Origin of the sequence: Capnocytophaga sp. FDAARGOS_737 (genome assembly GCF_009730375.1) — a bacterium.
GTDB lineage: Bacteria > Bacteroidota > Bacteroidia > Flavobacteriales > Flavobacteriaceae > Capnocytophaga > Capnocytophaga leadbetteri.
Genome location: NZ_CP046316.1, coordinates 2,551,822 through 2,574,676 on the forward strand (window position 1 = coordinate 2,551,822; position 22,855 = coordinate 2,574,676).

Here is a 22,855-nt window from a genome sequence, read left to right on the forward strand (position 1 = left end):
TATGAAAAAGTCAATTTGTATTTATTTTCAAATCCATCACCCCGAACGTCTTAGAAAATATCAATTCTTCGACATAGGAAAAAAACACAACTATTTTGACAACTACGCTAACCGCTCAGAATTAGAAGATTTAGCCGAAAACTGCTACTTGCCTGCTAACGCTTTATTGTTAGACCTTATCAAGAAATACGAAGGCAAATTCAAAGTTGCTTTCTCTATTTCGGGCTCAGCTATTGACCAGCTCGAAATGCACACCCCAGAGGTAATACGCTCTTTTCAGGAGCTCGCCCAAATAGGACAAGTAGAGTTCTTAGCCGAAACCTATTCGCACTCATTAGCATCGCTATCTGAAGACACTGATGAGTTTGAATTGCAGGTAAAACGCCATAGTGCAGCTATCAAAGAGCTTTTTGGCAAAAAACCGGTAACCTTCCGCAATACGTCTCTCATCTATTCTGATAAAATAGGGAAAAGAGTAGCTGACTTGGGCTTCAAGACGATGCTTACCGATGGTGCTAAGCACGTATTAGGTTGGAAGAGTCCTAACTTCGTCTATAAAAATGCTTTAGACGAAAACCTCAACCTCTTACTAAAGAACAGTAAGCTGAGTGATGATATAGCAATACGCTTTTCTGACAGAAACTGGAGCGAATACCCACTTACTTCAGAAAAATACGTTGATTGGGTATCGCACAGCCTACAAGATACTGAAGTGCTCAACCTCTTTATGAACTACGAAGTAATAGGGCACTACAACCGCGCTGAAAGTGGGATTTTCGACTTTCTGAGATATTTCATCCAGCAAATAGCCGAAAACCCTAATTATCAGTTCTTATTGCCTAAGGAAGTCACTAAAAAGCATACAGCTAAAGATATACTACCTGTGCCTTACCCTATTTCGTGGACAGACGAAGAGCGCGATATCACTTCGTGGTTAGGAAACGAACTACAAAAAGAAGCCTTTACCGAGCTATTCAAAATACAACCTTTGGTGAAGAAGAAAAAGAATGCAGAGCTAAACGAAGACTATAGTAGGCTGCAAGCCAGTGAGCATTTCTATTTTATGCGCACTAAGCTATTCTCAGGAGCCGACTATCACAAGTACATTCTGCCTTACGAATCGCCGTATGAAGCGTTTATCAACTATATGAACGTGCTAAGCGACTTCATCGAGCGGGTGAAAGGCTAAATTAGTTAGGAGTTTATAGAAAGTTTAATAATAATTTTAAAAACAGACAAAATGAAATTAGAAAATGCTAAACCCAAAATCAATCATCTCTACGAAGAGATTGTCAGCAATGACGCCGCAGAAATGTCTGTATCTAATGGATTTGCAAGAAAAACCGTTGATGCGGAACGTAAGGTGAAAGCGTTAGACTCGGAAGAGTTTTTCTACGCAAATCCTCCTAAGGACAGGCAGAAAGGTGCCAAATATGAGGCTGATGAAAGTCTCATAGACAGTTCGCTGTATCTACCTTAATTTAGAAATTAATAATTTAGTCGTCAGTAGTGAATACTGGCGACTATTTTTTTATTCATAAATTAGCCTTTCAACAAATTTGCTAATTATCAAATAATATGTACCTTTGCCCTTTATTCTTAACTAAATACAGCTATGGCAAAAGAAACCCCTCTGATGAAGCAATACAATCAGATAAAGAGTAAATACCCTGATGCTCTTCTCCTTTTTCGCGTTGGCGATTTCTACGAAACCTTTGGCGAAGATGCCGTAAAAGCTGCTCACACCCTCGATATAGTACTTACTAACCGCAATAACGGTAGCGAACGCTCGGAATTAGCGGGCTTCCCTTATCACTCTATCAATACTTACCTGCCTAAACTAGTAAAGGCAGGATACCGCGTGGCTATCTGCGACCAATTAGAAGACCCTAAACTAGTAAAAGGCATTGTAAAACGCGGCGTGACGGAACTTGTAACCCCTGGTGTTGCTCTTAATGACGATATTCTACAAAGCAAAAACAATAACTTCCTCGCCTCGGTATGGCTCGGCAAACAGCTGTGCGGTATTGCTTTTCTCGACATCTCGACAGGCGAGTTTTTGGTAGCCCAAGGTGACAAACCTTATATAGACAAACTACTACAGAACTTCAAACCCAGCGAAATACTCATAGCTAAACAACAGAAAAAAGCCTTTGCCGAAAGTTTTGGTGAGGATTTTCACTGCTTCTTCTTAGAAGACTGGGTCTTTAAAGAAGATTACGCCCGTCAAGCACTTACTAAGCACTTCCAAACCAACTCGCTAAAAGGCTTTGGCGTAGACGAACTGACCGAAGCAATACTAACCGCAGGAGCGATACTTTACTATCTTTCAGAAACTCAGCACCACCAGCTACAGCACATCACTACCCTACAGCGCATAGCTGAAGATGCATACGTGTGGCTCGACAGATTCACCATTCGGAATCTGGAGCTCTATGCGGGTAGCTCGGCTCAGTCGGTTACACTTATAGATGTGATAGATAAGACTCTATCGCCTATGGGTAGCCGTACCCTAAAACGTTGGTTAGCCCTCCCGCTAAAGAAAATAGAAAAAATAGAACAGCGACACGAGGTGGTAGCTTACCTGCTCGACCATACCGATACGCTTAACCTAATAAAAGAGAATATCAGCCGTATGGGCGACATAGAGCGGCTTATCTCTAAAGTGGCAACACTGAAAATCAATCCGAGAGAGGTAGTGCAGTTGTGCGCTTCGTTAGAACATATAGCCCCTATAAAACAACAATGCTTGCAATCGGGCAAAGAGTCACTGAGTTTATTAGGAGATAAGCTGCACGACTGTCAGCAACTCTGCACACGCATACGCCAAACCCTTACTGATGAAGCCCCCGTAAACATAGCCAAAGGCAACGCTATAGCAGCAGGTTTTTCGGCAGAATTAGATGAACTGCGCAACCTTTCGCACACAGGCAAATCGTACTTAGACGACCTGTTACTACGCGAAACCCAGCGTACGGGTATCCCCTCGCTAAAAATAGACAGCAACAACGTCTTCGGCTACTACATAGAGGTACGCAACACCCATAAAGACAAAGTGCCTGCCGACTGGGTGCGCAAGCAAACCCTTGTGAATGCTGAACGCTACATCACCGATGAGCTGAAAGAATACGAGGCTAAAATAGTAGGGGCTGAAGAGCGCATCAGTCAGTTAGAGCAATCGCTGTATGCTGAGCTGATAAGCTATATAAGCGAATACATAGCACAAGTGCAGACTAACGCTAACCTAATAGGGCAATTAGACACTCTCTGCGGCTTTGCTACCCTCGCCCTTGAGAACCACTACAACCGCCCTGAAATGAGCGAAAGCTATGTGATAGACATCAAAGAAGGGCGACACCCTGTGATAGAAAAACAACTGCCTGTTGGCACCCCCTACATAGCTAACGATGTATATTTAGACCGTGACACCCAGCAGCTGATGATGATTACCGGACCTAATATGTCGGGTAAATCGGCTATACTGCGCCAAACGGCTCTTATCGTACTACTCGCCCAGATAGGTAGCTTTGTGCCTGCTACCTCAGCCCATATAGGTATCGTAGATAAGATTTTCACCCGCGTAGGGGCAAGCGACAATATATCAGTAGGCGAATCGACTTTTATGGTAGAAATGAACGAGGCAGCCCTGATACTCAACAACCTTTCTGACCGCAGCCTTATACTACTGGACGAGATAGGGCGCGGCACCAGCACCTATGACGGCATCTCGATAGCGTGGGCAATAGCCGAATACCTACACGAGCACCCCTCGCGCGCCAAAACGCTCTTTGCAACCCATTACCACGAACTGAACGAAATGACAGAGCAGTTTGAGCGCATCAAAAACTACAACGTAACCGTAAAAGAAACTCAAGATAGCGTGCTTTTCTTGCGCAAATTGGCTGCAGGAGGTTCGGCACACAGTTTTGGTATACACGTGGCTAAAATGGCTGGAATGCCGCAATATGTAGTTCAGAAAGCAAATAAGATGCTACAGAAGCTCGAGCAGATGCACAATGTAAATACTACCGAAGCGGTAAAAGCAGCTCAGAAGGAAATGCAGCTCTCTTTCTTTGATATGAGCGACCCTCGTCTTGACGAACTCAAAAACGACCTACTGAGCTTAGACATCAACAGTCTGACGCCGGTAGAAGCGCTAATGAAGCTCAACGAAATGAAGAAGCTACTCAATTAGACGATTTGCCAATTTGTCGATTTGCTAATTTACCAATTATATATGATATTTCAATTTAAAGAATTTAGTGTAAAGCAAGAACATAGTGCGATGAAAATCAGCACCGATGGGGTATTGCTCGGGGCGTGGGCACCCGTAGAAGATGCCGCATCGGTATTGGATATAGGAGCCGGTACAGGGTTATTGAGCCTTATGATAGCCCAACGCTGTGATGCCCCCCTAATAGATGCCGTAGAAATAGATGAAGCGGCTTATATAGAATGCACCGACAACTTCGAAAACAGTCCGTGGGGCGACCGCCTTTTCTGTTACCACGCTTCATTTAAAGAGTTAGTGGCTGAAATAGATACTCTTTACGACTTTATTATATCTAACCCTCCTTTCTACACAGCCGACACTCAAGCCCCTGAGACAGCACGCAGTACTGCCCGTTCGGCTGCAGCGCTCCCTTTTGAAACCCTTATAGAAGGAGTAGCCCAATTATTGTCGGATAGAGGGCGTTTTGCAGTTATCATTCCTTATCAGGAAGAGGCTTCTTTTATCGGTTTGGCAGCCGCTCAAGGGCTTTACCCTCACGCATTGTTGCGCACTAAAGGAACTGCTACGGCTCCGCTAAAACGCAGCCTTATCAGCTTTTGTAGGACAGAACAACCTTACACCCCTACTGAGCTTATTATAGAAGAAAGCAGAGGCGTCTATACCCCTGCTTATAAAGCTCTTACTGAAGATTTTTATTTGCCAAAATAGGCAGCTTACTGCCTTGAAAACCTCATACAGATTGCACGGAGAGAGTGCTAAGTTTATAATTACAATATGCCAAAGAACGCGCTGAAAGTTTTAAAACTTTTACGGCGCAAAGTTCAGACATTAGGGTGAAGTAAAAAAATAGTTGTTTCATAATGTGACAACTTTGTCAAAGTTTTGGTGTATCTCTTGGGTCTCCAAATTAGGTTTCAGCCAAAAAACCTTATTATATAATACTTAAATACAACTTGTATAGTTATTTTTTAAATAACTCAGAATGACTACCTAAACGTAATAAAGATATTTCCCTTTCGTCAAGGTATTCTTCCCATATAATAAGCAAGTCTGGTTCTATATGACACTCTAAAGCTCCTTTGTATTGACCTATTAATTTATGAGGTTTCATTTTTCGTGGAATACCCTCTACTCCACATTCTTGTAGCATCCCTAAAACTTCAGCAGTTTTTTGGAGCTTTTGGGCATTATTAGAAATAACCTTTAAGTCTTTTTTGAAAGAAGTTGAATATTTCAATGAAAAAGACTTCTTTTCTTTTTCAGTCTCGTTATTACTCATCTTCTTCTAAAATATCTTTAATCATTAGGTTTACATCAGTATACCCTTTCATAGAGTGTCTGTTTTCTCTCATCTCCATAAAAGCCTTATGTGTTTCCTCATTAGGGATAGATTTTTCTACTGGAATAGATTTTTTCTTATCATCTACTGTGACAGTCTCCAAAATAGTAGTCTTTATCTTGAGCCTTTCAAACAAATGTTGAATTATAGGAAAGTCGGCATTATTGATAGTTGCTTGTATAATTGTTGCATTCATATCTCTATTTTTTTGGCAAAGGTAATAATTAATTGACAATTAGCAATTGATAATTGAAAACTAATTATTAGTAATACACGATGTCGTATTTGATGATTTTAGGGGTGTTGGTGTTGTGTATTTGCTTTTCGCGGATGTTCTTTTGTGAATCGTAGGTGTAAGTGTAGCGTATGTAACTGCCCTCGCCAAGGGCATCGGCTACTCTCTCGCTTGTGCAGTCGCCTTGGGAATTGTATTGGTAAGTGTAGCGGCACCAATAATTGTAATCCACACTCTCATTTTTAATCTCCTTGCCTATCATATTGCCATTAGCCGAATAGGTATACGTATCGTGGCGGTAGCAATTACTGCCCTCGCATTGCTGTTCTTTGGTAAGTCGGTGGGCGGAATAGGTGTAAGTGATACGATCGAAAGGGAAATCGCCACCTGAGTAATATACCGTAAGCTGTTGCCCCTTTGCAGGGTACTCATAATTGCGCTTTTCTAATACCTGTCCGTTATAAGTGTCTTTATAGCACAATAGTTGGCTGTTTGTGCCGTACTCGAACGTCTCTTCGCGGGTAGTGTCGGTAGCACCAAAAATATTAGGGGTGCGTATCAGGGTAAGCATACCGGCATCGTTATAGCTATAGTGGCTGGTATAACTAAGGGTATTTTCGGCTGTATATACTTCGCGCTGCGTTAGCTTGCCCTCGCTATCGAAAAGGTATTGCACGATAGGTTCTTCTTCGGCAAGGCGCAAGGCTTTTAGTTGTTTGTTATCGGTAGTTTCTGCCTCGTAAGAGGTTATTTTGAGGCTCTTCACCTTCCCTTTGAGGTGAAGTTGTTGCCAGCCTGTCATCTTTAGGTATTCGGTGGTGTATTGCTGCGCCCAAATGGGACACGTTAGTAGAAAAAAGAATAGATACTTCATTTTTGATTTGTCAATTTGTCAATTTGTCGATTTGTCAATGAACTAATCAGCTCATTTCATTGGCAAATCGACAAATTAGCAAGATTATTAAATTATCCTTGGTGTGTTTTCTTCAATAGGTCATTTACTACTTTTACTGGGTTGAAGGTGATGATAGGCACTTCGACAAATAGAGTTATCCATTTTGCCATAGAGCCATTCCACAAACCAGGGAGCTCGAGGGCTTTTAGCGGTCTTCCCATATAGGTTTTGCTGGTGATAAATGCCTGTTGAGGGTCTACGTACTGCTGTAGGTCGAATTTTTGGCCTTTGTAGTCCTTGATGCCGCATACTAAATCTACCGGATTGAAGTGGGTAGACTGTTGGAAGATTTCCTTTTGCTTAGCATTGCTCATATCTACTTGTGCCGATTCGATAATCTGTAGGCTGTAACTGCCATCAGCTTCTTTTATCCAGAAAGGACCTCCACCGGGTTCACCTTCATTCTTCACCATACCACAAACGCGTATAGGGCGGTGTAGTTGCTCTTTGATAAACTCGAGCGCATATTGGCGGCGGAACTTGTACAAGTAGTCAGGTACGTTGATATTTATCTCTTTGAGGAAATTCAATATACGTTTTACCTCTTTCTTCTTCACTTTGTTATTGTCGATGCGGTGCAGTATTTTGAACACTTCGTCTTGCACCTCGCACAACTTACCGGCTAAGGCTTCTTTGTAGAAAACCGTTTCATCGGTGTACTTTTTCACTACTACGTTGTCGATATTTTTGATGAAGATAATATCTGCATCTATATCATTTAGATTGCTTAGTAGGGCTCCGTGTCCGGCAGGGCGGAAAAGCAGATTGCCGTCTTCGTCGCGGAAGTACTCATTATCCTCGGTTACTGAAACAGTGTCGGTACTTGGCTTTTGGTAAGAGAAGCTAACGTTGAAGCGGATGCCGTAGCGCTCCTCGAGGACGGGCTTGATAAGGTTTAGCTCTTTGTAGAAAGCCTCGGTATGCTGCTCGGTGATAGTGAAATGCAAATCGGCCTCCTCATCGTCTGAAGCATAGAGTACTGCCTCGCGGAAGTGCTCTTCGAAAGGGGTTGCTATCTTTTCTGAATGACGGTGGAAAGGTAGCAATCCTTTAGGCATATTGCCATAATTAAGTCCCTCTTCGTTTAGGAGGCTATTGACGATGATGTGTTTCTGAATATCTTCGTTTAATGAGGCAAAGTCGGGGTGGTGCTTATCGATATAGGCTTTGAGAAGAGGATAGAAAGCAAAGCGCTCGAGGCTATCGAAGAAAGCGCGTATTTCTTTATTGCCGGTACGATTGACATAGGCGGTAAACGACTCGCGGTCGGGTTCGAAAGCATCGCGGAAAGCAAACAACGATTTAAACATACGCGTAGCCGCACCCGAGGCGGGTACGAACTTGAGTATGGTATTGCCCTTCTTGCGGTGTTGGTAGATAGCGGCATATTTGGCGGCTTCTTCTTTGGGTAGAGGCAGTATACCATCGTCTATGACAGCGGCTTTATATAGCTGAATAGGGGGTACGCCTTGCTTGAATTGAGCTACTTGGGCATCGAGCATTGCTTCGGTGATGCCTTTTTTGATGAGTAGTTGTCGGTCTTTTTCTGTTAATTCACTCATAATATGTTGGTTTTTATTCTTTTTCTTTCCTCTGAATTAGGTGTCAAAGGTAAAAAGAAAAAAAATAAAAACCAAATAATTTGTGAATAAAATGTTAAGCTATTTTAGGTGTTTAAGCTAATTGACAAATTTGCATACGTGGAGCTGCCCTCTGAAGATGACCTTAAAGCTAAGCGAGCGCCAGTGCGGCGGTAAGCAAGGCTTGAAATGCAGCTGGTTATCGACTACGTGCATTCCGCCAAAGCCCTCGACTATGCTGAGCCAAGTGCCTGCCATAGAGGTGATGTGAAGTCCCTCGTGTACCTCTTTGTTATAATCGTCTAAGTCGAGGCGAGAGGTGCGCAGGTAGAGCGCATAAGCCTCTTCCTTCTTGTCTAAGGCTGCTGCCAAGACACTATGCACACAAGGCGACAAGGAAGACTCGTGCACCGTAAAGGGTTCGTAAAACTCGTAATGCTTACGCAACTCCTCGTGGGTAAAGTGATTTCGGAAGAAATAAAAGCCCTGTAGCGTATCGGCCTGTTTGATGTAAGGGGAACGGAGGATTCTATCCCAAGACCAATGCTGGTTGAGCGGACGCTCTTCTGCAGGAATAGCACTCGCTGGCTTTAGTTCCTTATCGAGGAAACCGTCTTGTTGCAAATATACTCCATATTTTTCGCTGTAAGGGAAATACATATTTTGGGCAATCTTGCGCCACAATACTATCTCTTGAGGATGTATCCACTGTTTTTCAATTTCATACTTCTCTGCCATATCAGCAGCATAACGCAAGCACCATTGGGCGATGTAGTTAGTGTAGAAATTGTTATTAACGTTGTTTTCGTACTCATTAGGACCTGTTACACCTAATATTACATATTTTTGTTTTTCCGCAGAAAAAGAGGCTCTTTGCGCCCAAAAACGCGCTATCGCCACCAATACCTCTAATCCATAATCCTTTATATAGGCTTCATCGCCGGTGTAGCGGACGTAATTATAGATAGCGAAGGCGATTGCGCCGTTGCGGTGTATTTCTTCAAAAGTGATTTCCCACTCGTTATGGCACTCCTCGCCATTCATCGTGACCATAGGATAGAGCGCTGCGCCACCGCTAAAGCCTAATTTCTGGGCATTTTCAATCGCTTTATCTAACTGGTTGTAGCGGTACATCAGTAGGTTGCGGGCTACCTCAGCACCTTTGGTTGCCATATAGAACGGCAGGCAGTAGGCTTCGGTATCCCAATAGGTGCTACCCCCATACTTCTCGCCCGTGAAGCCTTTGGGGCCTATGTTGAGGTGAGCGTGTTTGCCCGAATAGGTCTGGTTGAGTTGGAAGATATTGAAGCGAATGGCCTGTTGGGCTTTGTCATCGCCCTCAATCTCGATGTCAGAAAGCTCCCAAATAGCTGCCCAGTCTTCTTTTTGCATTTTTAATAGCGACTCGAAGGCGTCTGTAGTGCTTAACAAAGCGGCATAAGAGGGTTGTGGGGCATCAGGAGAAGATAAGGTTTTATATCCTCCGTATTTTTCTATCTTGAAGGTTTGGTTTTTCTTAAGAGTGACTTGGTATTGCAAGCCTATGTAGCTATCCTTTTTGTTCTGTTTTGAAGAGACTGCTAAGGCTTTGCCCTCTACAAAGAGTTTATTCTGCATAAAGGTAAGCACTTTGAAGTCCGTTTTTTTGGTAGCAGCGAGTATGTGAGCATTATTGGTAGCGGCTTCTACTTCCAAAGTATTCCAGAAAAGCTCGTCCCAATTGGCATCGTTATTTTTTACACCGCTGTCTAAATAGCTTTCTATTTCAACCTTTACCTCGCTTGACAGGGGGGTGATTTCGTAGCGCAAGGCGCCGAGCTCGTCATAACGCAAAGAGAGCATGCGCAGGGCTTTGACGGCTATCTGTGCGCCATTGGGGAGCGTAGCGGTGAACTGGCGCTCGTACCAGCCTTCTTTCATATTGAGTTCTCGGCGGAAGTTTTTGACTTCTGTGCAAGTGTTTAAGTCCAACACCTCGCCGTTGATTTTGATGTGAAGTCCTATCCAACTGGGGGCATTGAGGACTTTGGCGAAATACTCAGGGTAGCCGTTTTTCCACCAGCCTACTTTGGTTTTATCGGGGTAATAAACTCCGCCTATGTAGCTGCCTTGTAGGGTGTTGCCCGTATAATCTTCTTCGAAGTTGGCACGCATACCCATAGCCCCATTGCCGAGACTGTAGATGCTTTCGTGCTTGGTAACGTCTTCTTTGTGAAAGCCCTCTGCTATAATACTCCAGTTTTTCATCGCTTATTTTTAGGTGATTTGTGATATTAGCTGCAAAGGTAGTACATAATTAGCAGATTAGCAAATGTGGGGTTATCGTTCGCTCATCCTTCGCTCATCGTTCGGTGTAAGTGTATCTAAGGTATGGGAAGGTTGGGAGGAATGGGCAGAGGGGATTTTTTATTTGGTAGTGTGAAGAAGAATTTATATTTTTGCGTCGAAAATATCATCTTTTATGCAGAAAAATTATCTGATATTAGCTCATAAAAACCCTCTTCAGCTCAGCAGAATGATAGAGCGATTAGACGATGGTGCTTCAAAATTCTTTATTCACCTTGATGCTAAAACACCTATCGAGCCTTTTGCGGCTTGCCTTGAGGGGGCTCATATTCGCTTTATAGACAAGCGTGAGCGGTGTGTATGGGGTGATTTTTCTATAGTGCAGGCTACCATTCGCCTTATGGAGGCAGCCAGCAAGGAACAGGGGATTTTCATCTTGATGAGCGGGCAAGATTATCCGATACAATCGCAGGGGTATATTAATGATTTCTTAGAGCGCAACAAGGAATTTGACTTTATAGAAATTGAGCCCTTAGAAGAAAAATGGAAGCCGAAAATGGTAAAAGATAAACTGGAACATTACCATATTTTGCATTCGGAAGAACGAGGGAATAGCAATTGTTACGCTCCTTTTAGGCATTGCTCTGTTTTTCAGAAGCTGAGAACGCTGACGCACTTGCTAAAAGGAAGGTTATCAGTGAAGAACTTTAAGTTGCTTTGTTCGTTGCCTAAACGCGTAGCTCCGTTTGAGCGTCAGTATGCTGGCAGTCAGTTTTGGGCTTTTTCTGAAAGAACTTTTTACGCTGTGCTGCACTACATACGCGAGCACAAGGCAGCGTTAGAGGGGTATTATAAATATACTTCTTCGCCTGACGAGATATACTTTCACTCTGTGTTGATGGACTTAGTAGCTAAAGACTCTACCATAAAACTGAAAGACCCCATAACATACGTGAATTATTTTAGGAAGAATAACGTATTTATAACAGAAGATTTTGATAAAATTACCTCGGCTAAGGGGAAACTCTTTGCAAGGAAGTTCGATACTGACATAGATATAGAAATACTAAACAAATTGGATAGCAATCAAGAAAATGAATCATAGAGTTTTTATAATCAAGGAGTTTTTGAAGAAAGAGTGGTTTTTGCTATTAAGCCTATTGCCTCTTCTTTTTACTATTATTTTTCTGCAGTTTACCACTCCTGTTTGGGATGAAAGCACTAAAAATATAGCATTTTATAGCGTTTTCATTTATGATATTGCTATTATTTTGGTATTTCTTTATAAAAATCATACTTTTTTATTTGAAAAAGGAGAGTGGTTGCGAAATATTATCACAATAGTAGCCTGTGGAGTAGTATTATTATGGACATATAAGCACAAAATAACCTTTAGATTGGATATTCTACTGCTCTTCTTGTGTGCTTTATACGGTGTTATCTACAGAAAATATGTAAAACCAACGGTACTCTCTATTGTTTTCTTTGCGTTTATCGCAATAAGAATAGTAGGGCTTTTGTGGGCTCAGTATTTTGATTATGGGGTGAGAATACTTTTTGAAGAAGAAAGTATAGTGTTTTTTCTGTTAGTGCCTATTATTCTATTAGGATTTTCAGTAAGCCAACGCCAACAATTCAGTTTTATCGCTATTTGCTTCAAAGGATTTTTGCTTTTATTAGTAGCCAATGTAGTGTTTTACAGTTTTGCTATAAGTGCCGAAGGAACTAAACCTTTTTTTAGCTTTTTAACCTTGAATAAAGGATATCTTTCAGACAATGAAGGGTTTTCGTTATATGAGATATTGTTTTGGACGAGGTTTAAGCACCCAAGTTTCCTCTCTTGGATTATTTTAGTAGTCGGTGGCTTAGGTTTTTTCTTATGGAAGAAGTATCGCACTATTATCACTACGCCTGAAGTAATAGCTTATGCGCTTTTGCTTTTTGGCTTTATATTTATGATGCAGGCGAGGGTGAATATTATAGCTTATTTTGTAGTGATAGCTTTCTTTGTATATCTATCAGTGACACACCTATTTAGCAAACGGCTGAAGTATGGGTTATTTATAGGTGCGGGGGTTGTAGCTATAGGGATAGTAGCCTATCTAACGACGCATACGGCTTATTTTTCTGACCCTATTCGCAATCAATTATACGCGATTGCCTTTCAGGCGATAAAAGACGGCAATATATGGATAGGCAATGGCTCTGGCTACCAACGGTATATATTAGATGGTTTTGTGTACTACGTACATAATGATTTTGTAGCTACTTTAGTGGATACGGGCATTGTAGGGGTGAGTATTTTTGTAGTATGGTTAGGGGCTATTCTCTTTTCTAAAGATGTGCTCAAGCAATATTTGCTTGTTGTTTTTCTGCCTATTATGAATACTGATGTACTTTTCTACGTATTTGAGTGTACGTATATACTTATGCCCCTGATGCTCTTTGTATTATTTGCGCCGAAATACCCCGATTTACAAGAGACTTATTCTTTGCCAATGAGCGCATAAAATACTTTTTTATACCAAGGTCGCTGCTGTATTTTAGCTATTTTTTCTTTATATTTATTGATTACTTTCTGAAAGAACTCATCAAAATACAAAGTTTCATTTTTTAAGATATAAGCTAAAGCTACTTCGGTATTTTCCTCAATAAGACTCTTATTTTGGGTTGTATTTTGGTTATGAAGTCTATACATCGCTAGTGGTTTATTAACAAATGCCACTTTAGGATTTCTTTTGAATACATTTATCCACATTATCCAATCTTCTTTGGCTCGAAGAACTTGCTCAAAGTAAAGATTTTCTATTATCTTTGTAGAAAAAATAAAACAATGTATAGGAATATTAAAATCAATATCCCATTGTAATAGAATATTCTTATAGGTAAAACTGTATTTGGTAAGATCGCAAAAAGGAGAGCGTTCTTTACCATCTTTCATTTCATAAAAATTAGTGATAACAATATCGTACTTTCCACACTCAAACAGCTTGATACTCTCTTCAAATTTGGTAGGCTGCAAAGTATCATCTGCATCTAAAAACTGAATAAAATCACCTGTTATTTTAGTTAGTCCGTTATTACGTGCAGCACTTACCCCTGCATTTTTTTGATAAAAGTAGAAAAAACGACTGTCTTCTTCTTGCCTACGTTTAACTATTTGAGCTGAGCCATCTGTTGAACCATCATCTATAACAATACACTCCCAATTAGGGTAGGTTTGGTTAGCTATACTATTGAGTGTCTCTTCAAGAAAGTTTTCTTGATTATAACAAGTAATAATAGTCGAAATTTTCATTTTATATTTACTTTATATTTCTAATATATTCTTAACCCAATTAGAGAAGCTATATTTTTGCCTAATATCTTCAGATAATGGTATAAAATCACTCTCTAAAAAGTCTGATAACCCTTCAAAAAGGTCATTTTCTACTACATAGAAGTTATTAGGGTGGTAAAAATCGTATAGCTTTATGCTCTTATTATCAGTTATGAGCTTCTTTTGATATTTTATAGCTTCAAATATCCTAAATGATAAGCCATTGTGGTCTACGGTTTTTATATCTAAAAGTACAGTTGCTTTTTTAGTGAGAGTTAGATACTGAGCATAATTTAGTCCTTTAGAGAAAAAAGTGATATGAGGGTGAAAAAAAGGAGGTGTTTTTCTACCGTAAAACAAATTGATATTTAGTGTTAAATCGTATTGGGAGAGGGCATTGACCACTCTGATAAGCGATTGTATTCTGTCTTTGATATAAACACCTACATATAATACCTCGTTTTCATTTACTGACACACTCTCTTCAGGCATATCAAAATAAAAATTAGTACAAGGCAACAAATTAGGGTATTGGTATCTATAGCGATGGTAATCTTCAAGGTCGAAGACGAAGAAGCGTTGGAAGTGGTTTATAACCTTGAATACTTTTGGGAAACGGGCAAGTCCGTCCCACTGATAGGCAACTACTTTATGGGCGGTATTATGTATTTTCTCTATCGTTTTTAGGTCTAACTTATCTGGACGAATTACAATAGCATAGTCGATACTCTTAGGAGCAAAACGGCTTAGTGCTTGGGTTACTTCTGCTGAATAATAAGTGTCGATAAGCTGTTTTTTATACTCTTTATTGCCTAAGAGACTCTTCTGTATAAAGTTGAAGATTCTGTCTTTAGTTTTATAGCGAAATAGGGGCGATATAAGTGTTACCTGCTCAAAACCCATATAGCGCAGGTTTTGTTCTATCACCTGATAAACGCCAAAGTCAGGAGGCATTATCAAGATGATTTTCTTATCGCTTACATCAGGAGTATTATCTGTTATTTTGTTGATATTCATATACTTTTGCTAAACAAGAGAATTTGTACTGAGCTTTCAGTACTGCGAAAATAAAGCCCTTTTTGCCGTCTAAACAGCCCTTTTTGATGAAATAATATTTTATAAACCAAAACAAAGGAGAAAACAATAGTTTTACCCACCCTATCTTCTTTCCTTTACATTGGTCGGCTGCTTGAGTGCTGTAGTTATTGTTTTTGCTTAAAATAGTTGTTACTGAGTCGTTAGCTAAGTGTTCTGAAGCTAAATCGGGGCGGTTTCTGGGCATTTTAATCACCTGCCCTTGCACCTTTACCGTAGAATGTATTTCGGGCGGCCAATAAGCTCCTTCTTTCCTAAAAAAGCGCAGTTTGAAATCAGGAAAAGCCGAGCGCATATACTTGCCCATAAAATAGTTTTTAAAAGGGATATACACTCCCCCAAGATTAGGGGTTTCGACTATTTTATAAAGGTATTCTTTTAGTTTTTCGGGTACTGTTTCGTCTGCGTCAATTACTAATAGCCAAGGGTGAATAGCTTGCGCAATAGCATAGTTGCGTGCAGGCTCTACATAAGGGGCACGCTCGCAATACACTATCTTGCAGCCGTATTGTTCAGCTATTGCTATAGTGCTATCAGTACTGTGCATATCGCAAATTACCACCTCGTCAAAATCTTTAACGGTGTCTAACACAGTGCGCAAATGCTTTTCAGCATTATAGGTATTGATAACTACAGATATTTTCATTGACTCAGATTTTATAATTAGTGAAACCCAAAGAGCAGATTCTTCAGCAGTAGCATTAGCGAGAGTTGAGGTAGCGCTCCGATACCCCAGCTGAGCAGTAGCCAGCGTAGGGGTTGGGCGGTAAGATAGTACTGCGCAGTGATACTCGCCCCACTCATAAAGATGAAAGCTGCTATAAGGTATGTCATATCTTTCTCGAATGAAAGGCTCAGCAGTAGGGTGAATACCATCAGAGCTCCCATTCCCATTACAAATACATTAGGGGTGAACTTAAAGAAAAGCAGAAGAAGCAGTATCAGACACGACACTGCTAAGTTCATCAGATATACCCATAGTATGGGATAATGGTCGATGGTGGTGATGCTAAAAGCTACTACCAACAGCATAACTATATAGCCGCAGAGTAACCACTTCTGCTTTTCAGCGGGTACAATAAAAGGGTGTTGTAGCCAACCTCTCACAAACAGAATAAGGTATATGAGCGAAGGCAGCGCTATGGTAACCAATAGCAGTAATAACCACGTAAATCTCACCATTTCAAAAGGCAAAAAGAACGGAATGTTAAACAGCACTATCATCGCGCCGTAAATAGGCAACCAAATAGGGTGCGAGAAAAAAGATATGACGTAGCTAAAGCGCATAGTATATTATTCTTCAGTACTATCAGAGGTAGCAGTCGTATCGAGCAGACTGCTGCGTAATGAGTCTAAAGCTGCTTGGCTCGCAGCGCCTTTGAAGTATTCTTCAAGCTCTTTTTCACCCATAAATAAACCTGCCTTATCTTTGAATATCGCCCATTGGGCAGTGTAAAACTCCTTATCTAAAGTTTCGCTTAGCATCACTACTTCGCCATAGCGGTCTATACAATACTGTATGCGTTTGGCATTGCTGTTTAGCTCGCCAGCAGGCAGGTGAGTGTAATAATTCAGTTCCTCCTGATATTTCTTTATCACCTGTAGGGCGATAGCGCGTGCTTGCTCTCTCTTGCCTACCTTATAAGACCCTTCGATAAAAGGATCGAGGGTGAAGTAATAGCCATAAGCATCTACCGGCATATTCTTCATCGCTATATCGATAATTTCAGACGCTTTAGCGGTCTTTCCTTCAGCTATAAGCTGCTCGGTTAGTCGGGCGAGATTTCCGCGGAAAATAATGCTGTTTTTGCGCGTTTCAGGGTCTAAATAAATACCCTCTTTGCCCATATTGCCCCACGTCCATCGTTTTACAATATTGTACATCAGTTCAGAGTCTATACGACCCATATCATAAGGATTATTCTTATCGATAGGCGTTTTGATAGGCACTAACTTGTATACAAGTCCGTCTAACTGTAGGTAGTCTTTCATCCACAGATATTCAGCAGAATCCATACTACCTCCGGTGAAGTAGATAGGGCGCTTCCAATCGTTATTTGCCAAAATGTCGAGCATCACTATACGAGCTTTATCTATGGCTCCCGGTAAGGTAATATCGATATAATCTACTATCTTATCAGCATCTTCTGGTTTTACAATGCCACTCTTCAGTACGTTTTCCTTATTCACCGGTATACGCAACTTGTTAGTAGGATAGTAATAGAAATCTTGCTTATATTCGCCTGCTCCACGCGAACTGCGTGTAGAAGGGTCATCACTAGTAATCCAGTTTACAAAGTCTTTGATATTCCAACGGTTATCAGTGCGCTTTTGGTAGTAAATAGCCTCTCTCACTCCGTGAGCGTATTGTTTGTGCACCAACTGCCCTGGTATAGGGGTACTTTGGTAGGCTTGTCGCTTCATTTGGTCGATGTACCAGTCGGTTTGCAGTAAGCTGGTATTTATCACACGTACATCGGTACGATAGCCCTCTATCTCTTGTGCATACCACAGTAGGAAGGTATCATTATCACCTATGGTGAAAATCATAGCGTCTTTGTTTTCGGCTACCGATTCGAGGTAAGCATCGGCTATAAACTCGGCTGAGTATTTCTGAGAGCGGTCGTGGTCATCCCAGTTTTGGTATGCCATCACAGCAGGCACCGCTACAAGGCTAAGCACTGTGGCTGCTGTAGCAGCAATATTGAGGTGCATATACTTGCGCGCAGCACTAAAGAGGGCATAGACACCCAACCCTATCCAAATAGTAAAGGCATAAAACGACCCTACAAGAGCATAATCACGCTCGCGTGGCTCAAACGGACGTTCGTTTAGATATATCTTGAGTGCCAAGCCCGTAAAGAGGAAAAGCACTAATATCACCCACGTTTGTCGTTCGCTCTTCATCGATAGGAATACAAACCCTAAAAGCCCTAAGAGGAAAGGAAGGAAATAATAAGTATTGCGCGCCTTGTTATTGAGCACATCGGAAGGGAGATGTTTTTGCGAGTCTAAGTGGGCACTGTCAATAAAGTTGATACCCGAAAGCCAGTTGCCGTGGTCGTTTTCGAGTTTCCCTTGTACATCATCTTGCCTGCCTATAAAGTTCCACGCAAAGTAGCGGAAATACATATACCCGAACTGATAGTCGAATAGGTAAGCCATATTCTTCCAAAAACTCGGTTTTTCTACCTCTATATAGTCGCGGTAGTCAGAAAGGAACTGGTCATAACGCTCTGCCGGCATCGGAGTTATCGACTGCTGACGCTGTATTTGTTGTAAAAACTGATATAGCTTAGGCTCTTGGTAGGCTTCTTCGCTAATCTTGAAGTCTAACTGCCCTGTTAGCTTCATATAGTTAGCGGCGTGCTGCGGACTCCACATACGTGGCAAAAAGCCCATTTGCTTTCTGTTAGAAGCTACTTGTGCATTCTTATATTGGTTTACGATAATATAACGCCCTGTAGTATAATCGCGTTCGTATTTAGGTTTCGCATCCTGATAAGGGTAATCCTCGTCTATACCGGCGTATTTATCAGAGTACATAGGTCCATAAAACAAGTGCGTTTCGGGGTACTGCTCTAAGTTGTAGTACGCCAAGAGCAAACGAGCATCGGTTGGACTGTTTTCGTTGATAACGGTATCGGCATTAGAGCGAATAGGTATCATCAGCCAAGACGAAAAGCCTATAAATACAAAGAGCAGACACAAGGTAGCGGTCTGTAGTCGCACCTTCTTCTTCTGAGAAGCATATCTAAGTGCGAAAAAGAAAAACGCTACTAAGGTAAGCCCAGCGATGATAGTACCCGAGTTAAACGGCATACCAAACGAATTGACAAAATACACTTCTAAATAGCCAAAATAAGCCAAGGTGTAAGGCAATATCAGCTTGAAGATAAGCAATAAAACAGCTATTGAAACTACATTAGCAATAAGGAAGTTCCATACATTTTTCTTATAATTACTGTTGAAGAAATACAGCATACCAATAGCAGGAATGGTAAGCAGCGCCATAAAGTGCACCCCAAACGACAAGCCCACTACCAACGAGATAAGCAACAACCAGCGGTCACCGCGTGGCTCGTGCAGACTATCCGTCCACTTGATGCCCAACCAAAACATCACCGACATAAAGAGCATAGCCATAGCATATACCTCAGCCTCTACGGCATTGAACCAGAAGCTATCAGAGAACGTATAAGCCAATGCCCCCACTACCCCACTACCCATTACAGCTACTGTATGAGCTACTGATAGGGTATCGGCACTGCGCAAGGCTATCTTTTTTGCAAGATTGACGATGATAAAGTAGAGGAAAAAGACTGTAAATGCACTTGATAGCACCGACATATAGTTCACCAGCAAGGCAATTTTGTCGGTATTAGGCGCAAAAGCAGCAATAAAAGCCCCCATCATCTGAAAGAAAGGCGCTCCGGGTGGGTGACCTACTTCTAATTTAGCTGAAGTAGCAATATATTCGCCACAATCCCAAAAACTTACTGTAGGTTCTACGGTAAGGCTATAGGTAAGCAGAGCTATAGCAAAGACTGCCCAGCCTACGATAAGGTTGTATTTCTTAAAGAGTTTATCCGTCATCATAACAAAATTAATATCAAGACGCAAAGGTACGGATAATTTAATAATTAGCAAGCCTATAGGATAGCAAAATTTGCTAAATAGCTACATATTTCTGGGTAGGAGCGTTTTTACTCTCTACAGAAGTCATTTGTAGCATATCACCTAACAAGGGGTCTATATAGTTCTTCTTCATCCAATAACGGTCAGAAAAGCCTAATTCTTGGGCTATCTCTTGCAATGTATGAGGCTCTTGGCAAAAGACTATAATATGCTCAATAATTTTTTCTTTTTTATTACTCCTTGCCTTTTCTACTCCTTGAGTTTTACTCCTTGAGTTTTCTACTCCTTGAGTTTTACTCCTTGAGTTTTCTACTCCTTGACTATACTTTCCATTAATAGAATAAGTAGTCCAACGCCCTTTGTTAGTGGATAATAACATATTTTTTGCCACTAAAGCATAGAGCAATTTTCCTGCTTCTAACGGGTTTTTGTCAAGGAGTAATTGTATGGTATTATTAGCTATAACACCCTCACTAAGAGCTGTAGCCAAAATAAGTTGCTGTTCTTTTTCTGCTTCTTTATAGTCATTGCCATAGAGTTCTAAAAGTTGTGTTTCACATTCAGCTGATATTAAAGAAACCATAGAGAGGGTAAGTTCTACTAAGTGTAGGTCAGGGCGTTCTTCTAATAGAGGTCTGCGCCAATTTTCTTTTTTACAAGCCTCTAAAATAGTGGGAAAACCAGAACCTATATTCTCACCAAACCCAATCATTCTCAGTATTGCTTGTATATGAGGATTTCGTGCTTTGGAATGTCCTCCTTCATAAATATCTACCACAGGTATTTTAAGTGAACCAGGGTTAGAAAACACAAAGCGATTATCGTATTTTTCTACTTTTAAAACTCCTGTTAGCATATAATCAGCGTGAATAATTAAGTTTGTAAGTGCCTCGCGAATAGCTTTGTGTAGTAGGCTATCATCATTGCGTTCCATACCTTTAAGACTGAATGGACGCTTAATATCACTAATGAGCTTTGACTGCACTCGCATAAAGAAATTATAAAGGTTATTCTCCCAACGCCCATCATATGTTAGACGGTCACTCCAACGGCTTTCTTCTTCTAAATTGGTAAAATCGAGGTAATCCATACGAATGTTGTCAAAACGTTCTCTTATAGAAAGTCCTTTGCCAAAAACGAGTAGCCCTGCCAACGTAAGTCCCTCTCTTCTAGTATTTCTATCTCTGATATAAGCGCCTATATTGAGTAAAAAATCCTTATCATCATAGTCGTTCCAAATATGGTCGGGATTGGCAGTTCTAAATCTGTTGCGATAGGCATTAAAGGTAGCACTATCAATATCATCTATATTATAATGCTCTATCAATATTCCATCGTTTCCACTATCATTAGCATCGCGAATCATTGCCTTTACATCTTCTTCAGTACAGTGATAATCTCCTTCATAATTTCGTTTAAAGGCACCATTCATCATATTGCCATTAATATAGATAGGACGTTGCCTATAATCAGCTTGAGGAACTGTGATACACATCAAGGGGACTCCTTCATAATCTATTATTTCAACATCACTATCGGTAAGGATATTGCGGTTTACTTTATTACTGTTGAGCGTATCAAAAAACTCTTTTCTCAGCTTTTGAGGATTAGTAATTCCTGTGATTTCAAAATGATTAGCCTCGCCTACAAATTTGACATTCTCAGTAATGCCTAAAACAATAATACCTCCAATAGTATTGGCAAAGGAAGAATAGGTTTCCCATACTGACTTTGGAATGTTGTTTTCAGCTTTTTTACATTCAAAAGAGATACGCTCTCCTACCTCTAACAACACTTTTATATCTGTTGCATCCATAGTATATTTTTATTTAATCAATTAAAAAAAGGCTCTCTTTTTTGTATGAAGAGAGCCTTTTTTAATTCGTACTAATATCTTTTGTTAAACGTTTATTTTACTTTTTCTACTATAGCTTTGAACGCTTCAGCGTGGTTCATTGCTAAATCGGCAAGAACTTTACGGTTAAGCTCTATGTTAGCCGCTTTTAGTTTCCCCATAAATTGAGAGTATGAAAGTCCGTGTAGGCGAGCACCTGCGTTGATACGCACAATCCAAAGCGCACGGAAAGTTCTCTTCTTATTACGGCGGTCGCGGTAAGCGTACTGCATCGCTTTTTCAACAGCGTTCTTGGCTACTGTCCAAACGTTTTTTCTGCGGCCAAAGAAACCTTTGGCTTGCTTCATTATCTTTTTTCTACGAGCTCTACGAGCTACAGCATTTACTGATCTTGGCATAAATTCTTTTTTTTAATTTTTGTAGCAGGTGGTTTGTGCTTAAAACAAACTCTTAGGGGTACCTACTCCACGGTTATTAAATGTCCTACTAATAAACAATTATTTTAAGCCTAATTGTTTCTTCACGCTTGCCTCGTCATTAGTATGTACAAGGGTAGCGTGGGTGAGTGCTAACTTGCGTTTTTTAGCTTTCTTAGTTAAGATGTGGCTCTTAAACGCGTGTTTTCTCTTGATTTTTCCAGAGCCGGTAAGCTTGAAACGCTTTTTAGCTCCAGATTTGGTTTTAATTTTTGGCATTTGCTTCTTGAATTTTATGTCGATATTAGTACGTTTCTTTTCTATTCAGAATTTAGAATTCAGAACTATTTCTTTTTTGGCAGCGGTGCTAAGAACATCGTCATACGTTTGCCCTCGAGCTTAGGCATTTGCTCCACCTTACCATAGTCCTCAAGGTCGGTAGCCAAGCGCAATAATAGTATTTCGCCTTGGTCTTTATAGATGATAGAACGGCCTTTGAAGAACACGTATGCCTTCACTTTCGAGCCTTCTTTGAGGAACTTTTCGCCGTGTTTCTTTTTAAACTCATAGTCGTGGTCATCGGTCTGAGGGCCAAAGCGTATCTCTTTGATGACTACTTTGGTAGCCTTAGCCTTCATTTCTTTGTCACGCTTCTTCTGTTCGTAAAGAAATTTTTTGTAATCAATTACTTTACAAACTGGAGGGGTTGCGTTAGGCGAAATCTCTACTAAGTCGAGTTCTAGCTCTTCAGCGATTTCTAATGCTTTTCGTGTAGGATAAACGCCGCCTTCGATGTTTTCTCCTACCAGACGAACCTCTGGCACTCTAATCTCGCGATTGATGCGATGTGGGTTTTTGTCGTCTCTGCCCGGTGTGTTAGTTTTCTTAATAATGGCTATCTAA

Annotated in this window: 20 protein-coding genes; 6 read left to right on the forward strand and 14 right to left on the reverse strand. The window is 40.8% G+C overall.

What is annotated here, in order from left to right; all coding sequences use genetic code 11:
* Position 1: 1 nt before the first annotated feature.
* The 4 genes from FOC45_RS11450 (at position 2) to FOC45_RS11465 (ending at position 4,942) form a co-directional block, all read left to right on the forward strand.
* Entirely contained in the window at positions 2 to 1,189 is a 1,188-nt protein-coding gene (locus FOC45_RS11450; RefSeq protein ID WP_009390011.1) for a glycoside hydrolase family 57 protein, read from the forward strand.
* Positions 1,190 to 1,240: 51 nt separating this feature from the next.
* Positions 1,241 to 1,480 carry a hypothetical protein gene (locus FOC45_RS11455; RefSeq protein WP_009390009.1) on the forward strand — a complete coding sequence of 80 codons (240 nt, stop codon included), beginning with the start codon at positions 1,241 to 1,243 and terminating at the stop codon, positions 1,478 to 1,480.
* A 135-nt stretch (positions 1,481 to 1,615) separates the two neighbouring features.
* Entirely contained in the window at positions 1,616 to 4,195 is a 2,580-nt protein-coding gene (gene mutS, locus FOC45_RS11460) for a DNA mismatch repair protein MutS (protein WP_009390007.1), read from the forward strand.
* 42 nt (positions 4,196 to 4,237) lie between these two features.
* Entirely contained in the window at positions 4,238 to 4,942 is a 705-nt protein-coding gene (locus tag FOC45_RS11465; protein WP_009390005.1) for a tRNA1(Val) (adenine(37)-N6)-methyltransferase, read from the forward strand.
* Positions 4,943 to 5,195: 253 nt separating this feature from the next.
* Here FOC45_RS11465 and FOC45_RS11470 read toward each other — a convergent pair whose 3' ends face one another.
* From FOC45_RS11470 to FOC45_RS11490, 5 genes are all read right to left on the reverse strand, one after another.
* The gene (locus FOC45_RS11470; RefSeq protein ID WP_009390002.1) at positions 5,196 to 5,513 is read right to left on the reverse strand and encodes a type II toxin-antitoxin system YafQ family toxin; all 318 of its coding nucleotides are present in this window, start codon (positions 5,511 to 5,513) and stop codon (positions 5,196 to 5,198) included.
* Positions 5,506 to 5,769, reverse strand: coding sequence for a hypothetical protein (locus FOC45_RS11475; protein ID WP_009389999.1), 264 nt, complete (start codon positions 5,767 to 5,769; stop codon positions 5,506 to 5,508). Before FOC45_RS11475 ends, FOC45_RS11470 begins: the two co-directional genes overlap by 8 nt.
* Positions 5,770 to 5,836: 67 nt before the next feature.
* Complete coding sequence (locus tag FOC45_RS11480; protein WP_009389997.1) at positions 5,837 to 6,682, reverse strand: hypothetical protein; 846 nt, start codon at positions 6,680 to 6,682, stop codon at positions 5,837 to 5,839.
* A 92-nt stretch (positions 6,683 to 6,774) separates the two neighbouring features.
* Entirely contained in the window at positions 6,775 to 8,325 is a 1,551-nt protein-coding gene (locus tag FOC45_RS11485) for a DUF4301 family protein (RefSeq protein ID WP_009389995.1), read from the reverse strand.
* Positions 8,326 to 8,442: 117 nt separating this feature from the next.
* Entirely contained in the window at positions 8,443 to 10,590 is a 2,148-nt protein-coding gene (locus tag FOC45_RS11490) for a family 65 glycosyl hydrolase domain-containing protein (RefSeq protein WP_009389989.1), read from the reverse strand.
* Positions 10,591 to 10,804: 214 nt separating this feature from the next.
* Here FOC45_RS11490 and FOC45_RS11495 point away from each other — a divergent pair, with 214 nt between their 5' ends.
* Positions 10,805 to 11,734, forward strand: coding sequence for a beta-1,6-N-acetylglucosaminyltransferase (locus FOC45_RS11495; RefSeq protein ID WP_009389986.1), 930 nt, complete (start codon positions 10,805 to 10,807; stop codon positions 11,732 to 11,734).
* Positions 11,724 to 13,139: an O-antigen ligase family protein gene (locus FOC45_RS11500; RefSeq protein ID WP_009389985.1), complete on the forward strand. Its 1,416-nt coding sequence runs from the start codon at positions 11,724 to 11,726 to the stop codon at positions 13,137 to 13,139. The genes FOC45_RS11495 and FOC45_RS11500 overlap by 11 nt, the downstream gene beginning before the upstream one ends.
* Here the strand turns inward: FOC45_RS11500 and FOC45_RS11505 are convergent.
* The 9 genes from FOC45_RS11505 to infC all read right to left on the reverse strand — a co-directional run bounded on the left by FOC45_RS11505 (position 13,115) and on the right by infC (position 22,842).
* Complete coding sequence (locus tag FOC45_RS11505; RefSeq protein WP_009389983.1) at positions 13,115 to 13,927, reverse strand: glycosyltransferase family 2 protein; 813 nt, start codon at positions 13,925 to 13,927, stop codon at positions 13,115 to 13,117. The genes FOC45_RS11500 and FOC45_RS11505 overlap by 25 nt on opposite strands.
* A 12-nt stretch (positions 13,928 to 13,939) precedes the next feature.
* Entirely contained in the window at positions 13,940 to 14,965 is a 1,026-nt protein-coding gene (locus tag FOC45_RS11510; protein WP_009389981.1) for a hypothetical protein, read from the reverse strand.
* The gene (locus FOC45_RS11515; protein WP_009389980.1) at positions 14,940 to 15,689 is read right to left on the reverse strand and encodes a glycosyltransferase family 2 protein; all 750 of its coding nucleotides are present in this window, start codon (positions 15,687 to 15,689) and stop codon (positions 14,940 to 14,942) included. Before FOC45_RS11515 ends, FOC45_RS11510 begins: the two co-directional genes overlap by 26 nt.
* 17 nt (positions 15,690 to 15,706) lie before the next feature.
* Positions 15,707 to 16,330, reverse strand: coding sequence for a hypothetical protein (locus tag FOC45_RS11520; RefSeq protein ID WP_155846671.1), 624 nt, complete (start codon positions 16,328 to 16,330; stop codon positions 15,707 to 15,709).
* 6 nt (positions 16,331 to 16,336) lie between these two features.
* Complete coding sequence (locus FOC45_RS11525; RefSeq protein ID WP_052141362.1) at positions 16,337 to 19,639, reverse strand: DUF2723 domain-containing protein; 3,303 nt, start codon at positions 19,637 to 19,639, stop codon at positions 16,337 to 16,339.
* A gap of 76 nt (positions 19,640 to 19,715) precedes the next feature.
* A complete protein-coding gene (locus FOC45_RS11530; RefSeq protein ID WP_009389969.1) occupies positions 19,716 to 21,497 on the reverse strand; it encodes an ATP-binding protein in 1,782 nt (593 codons plus the stop codon).
* 92 nt (positions 21,498 to 21,589) lie between these two features.
* Positions 21,590 to 21,934, reverse strand: coding sequence for a 50S ribosomal protein L20 (gene rplT, locus FOC45_RS11535; protein WP_009389968.1), 345 nt, complete (start codon positions 21,932 to 21,934; stop codon positions 21,590 to 21,592).
* A 99-nt stretch (positions 21,935 to 22,033) separates the two neighbouring features.
* Positions 22,034 to 22,231, reverse strand: coding sequence for a 50S ribosomal protein L35 (gene rpmI, locus FOC45_RS11540; RefSeq protein ID WP_009389967.1), 198 nt, complete (start codon positions 22,229 to 22,231; stop codon positions 22,034 to 22,036).
* A gap of 65 nt (positions 22,232 to 22,296) precedes the next feature.
* Positions 22,297 to 22,842 (reverse strand): translation initiation factor IF-3, encoded by a 546-nt coding sequence (gene infC / locus FOC45_RS11545; protein ID WP_084063412.1) that lies wholly within the window; start codon positions 22,840 to 22,842, stop codon positions 22,297 to 22,299.
* Positions 22,843 to 22,855 lie beyond the last annotated feature (13 nt).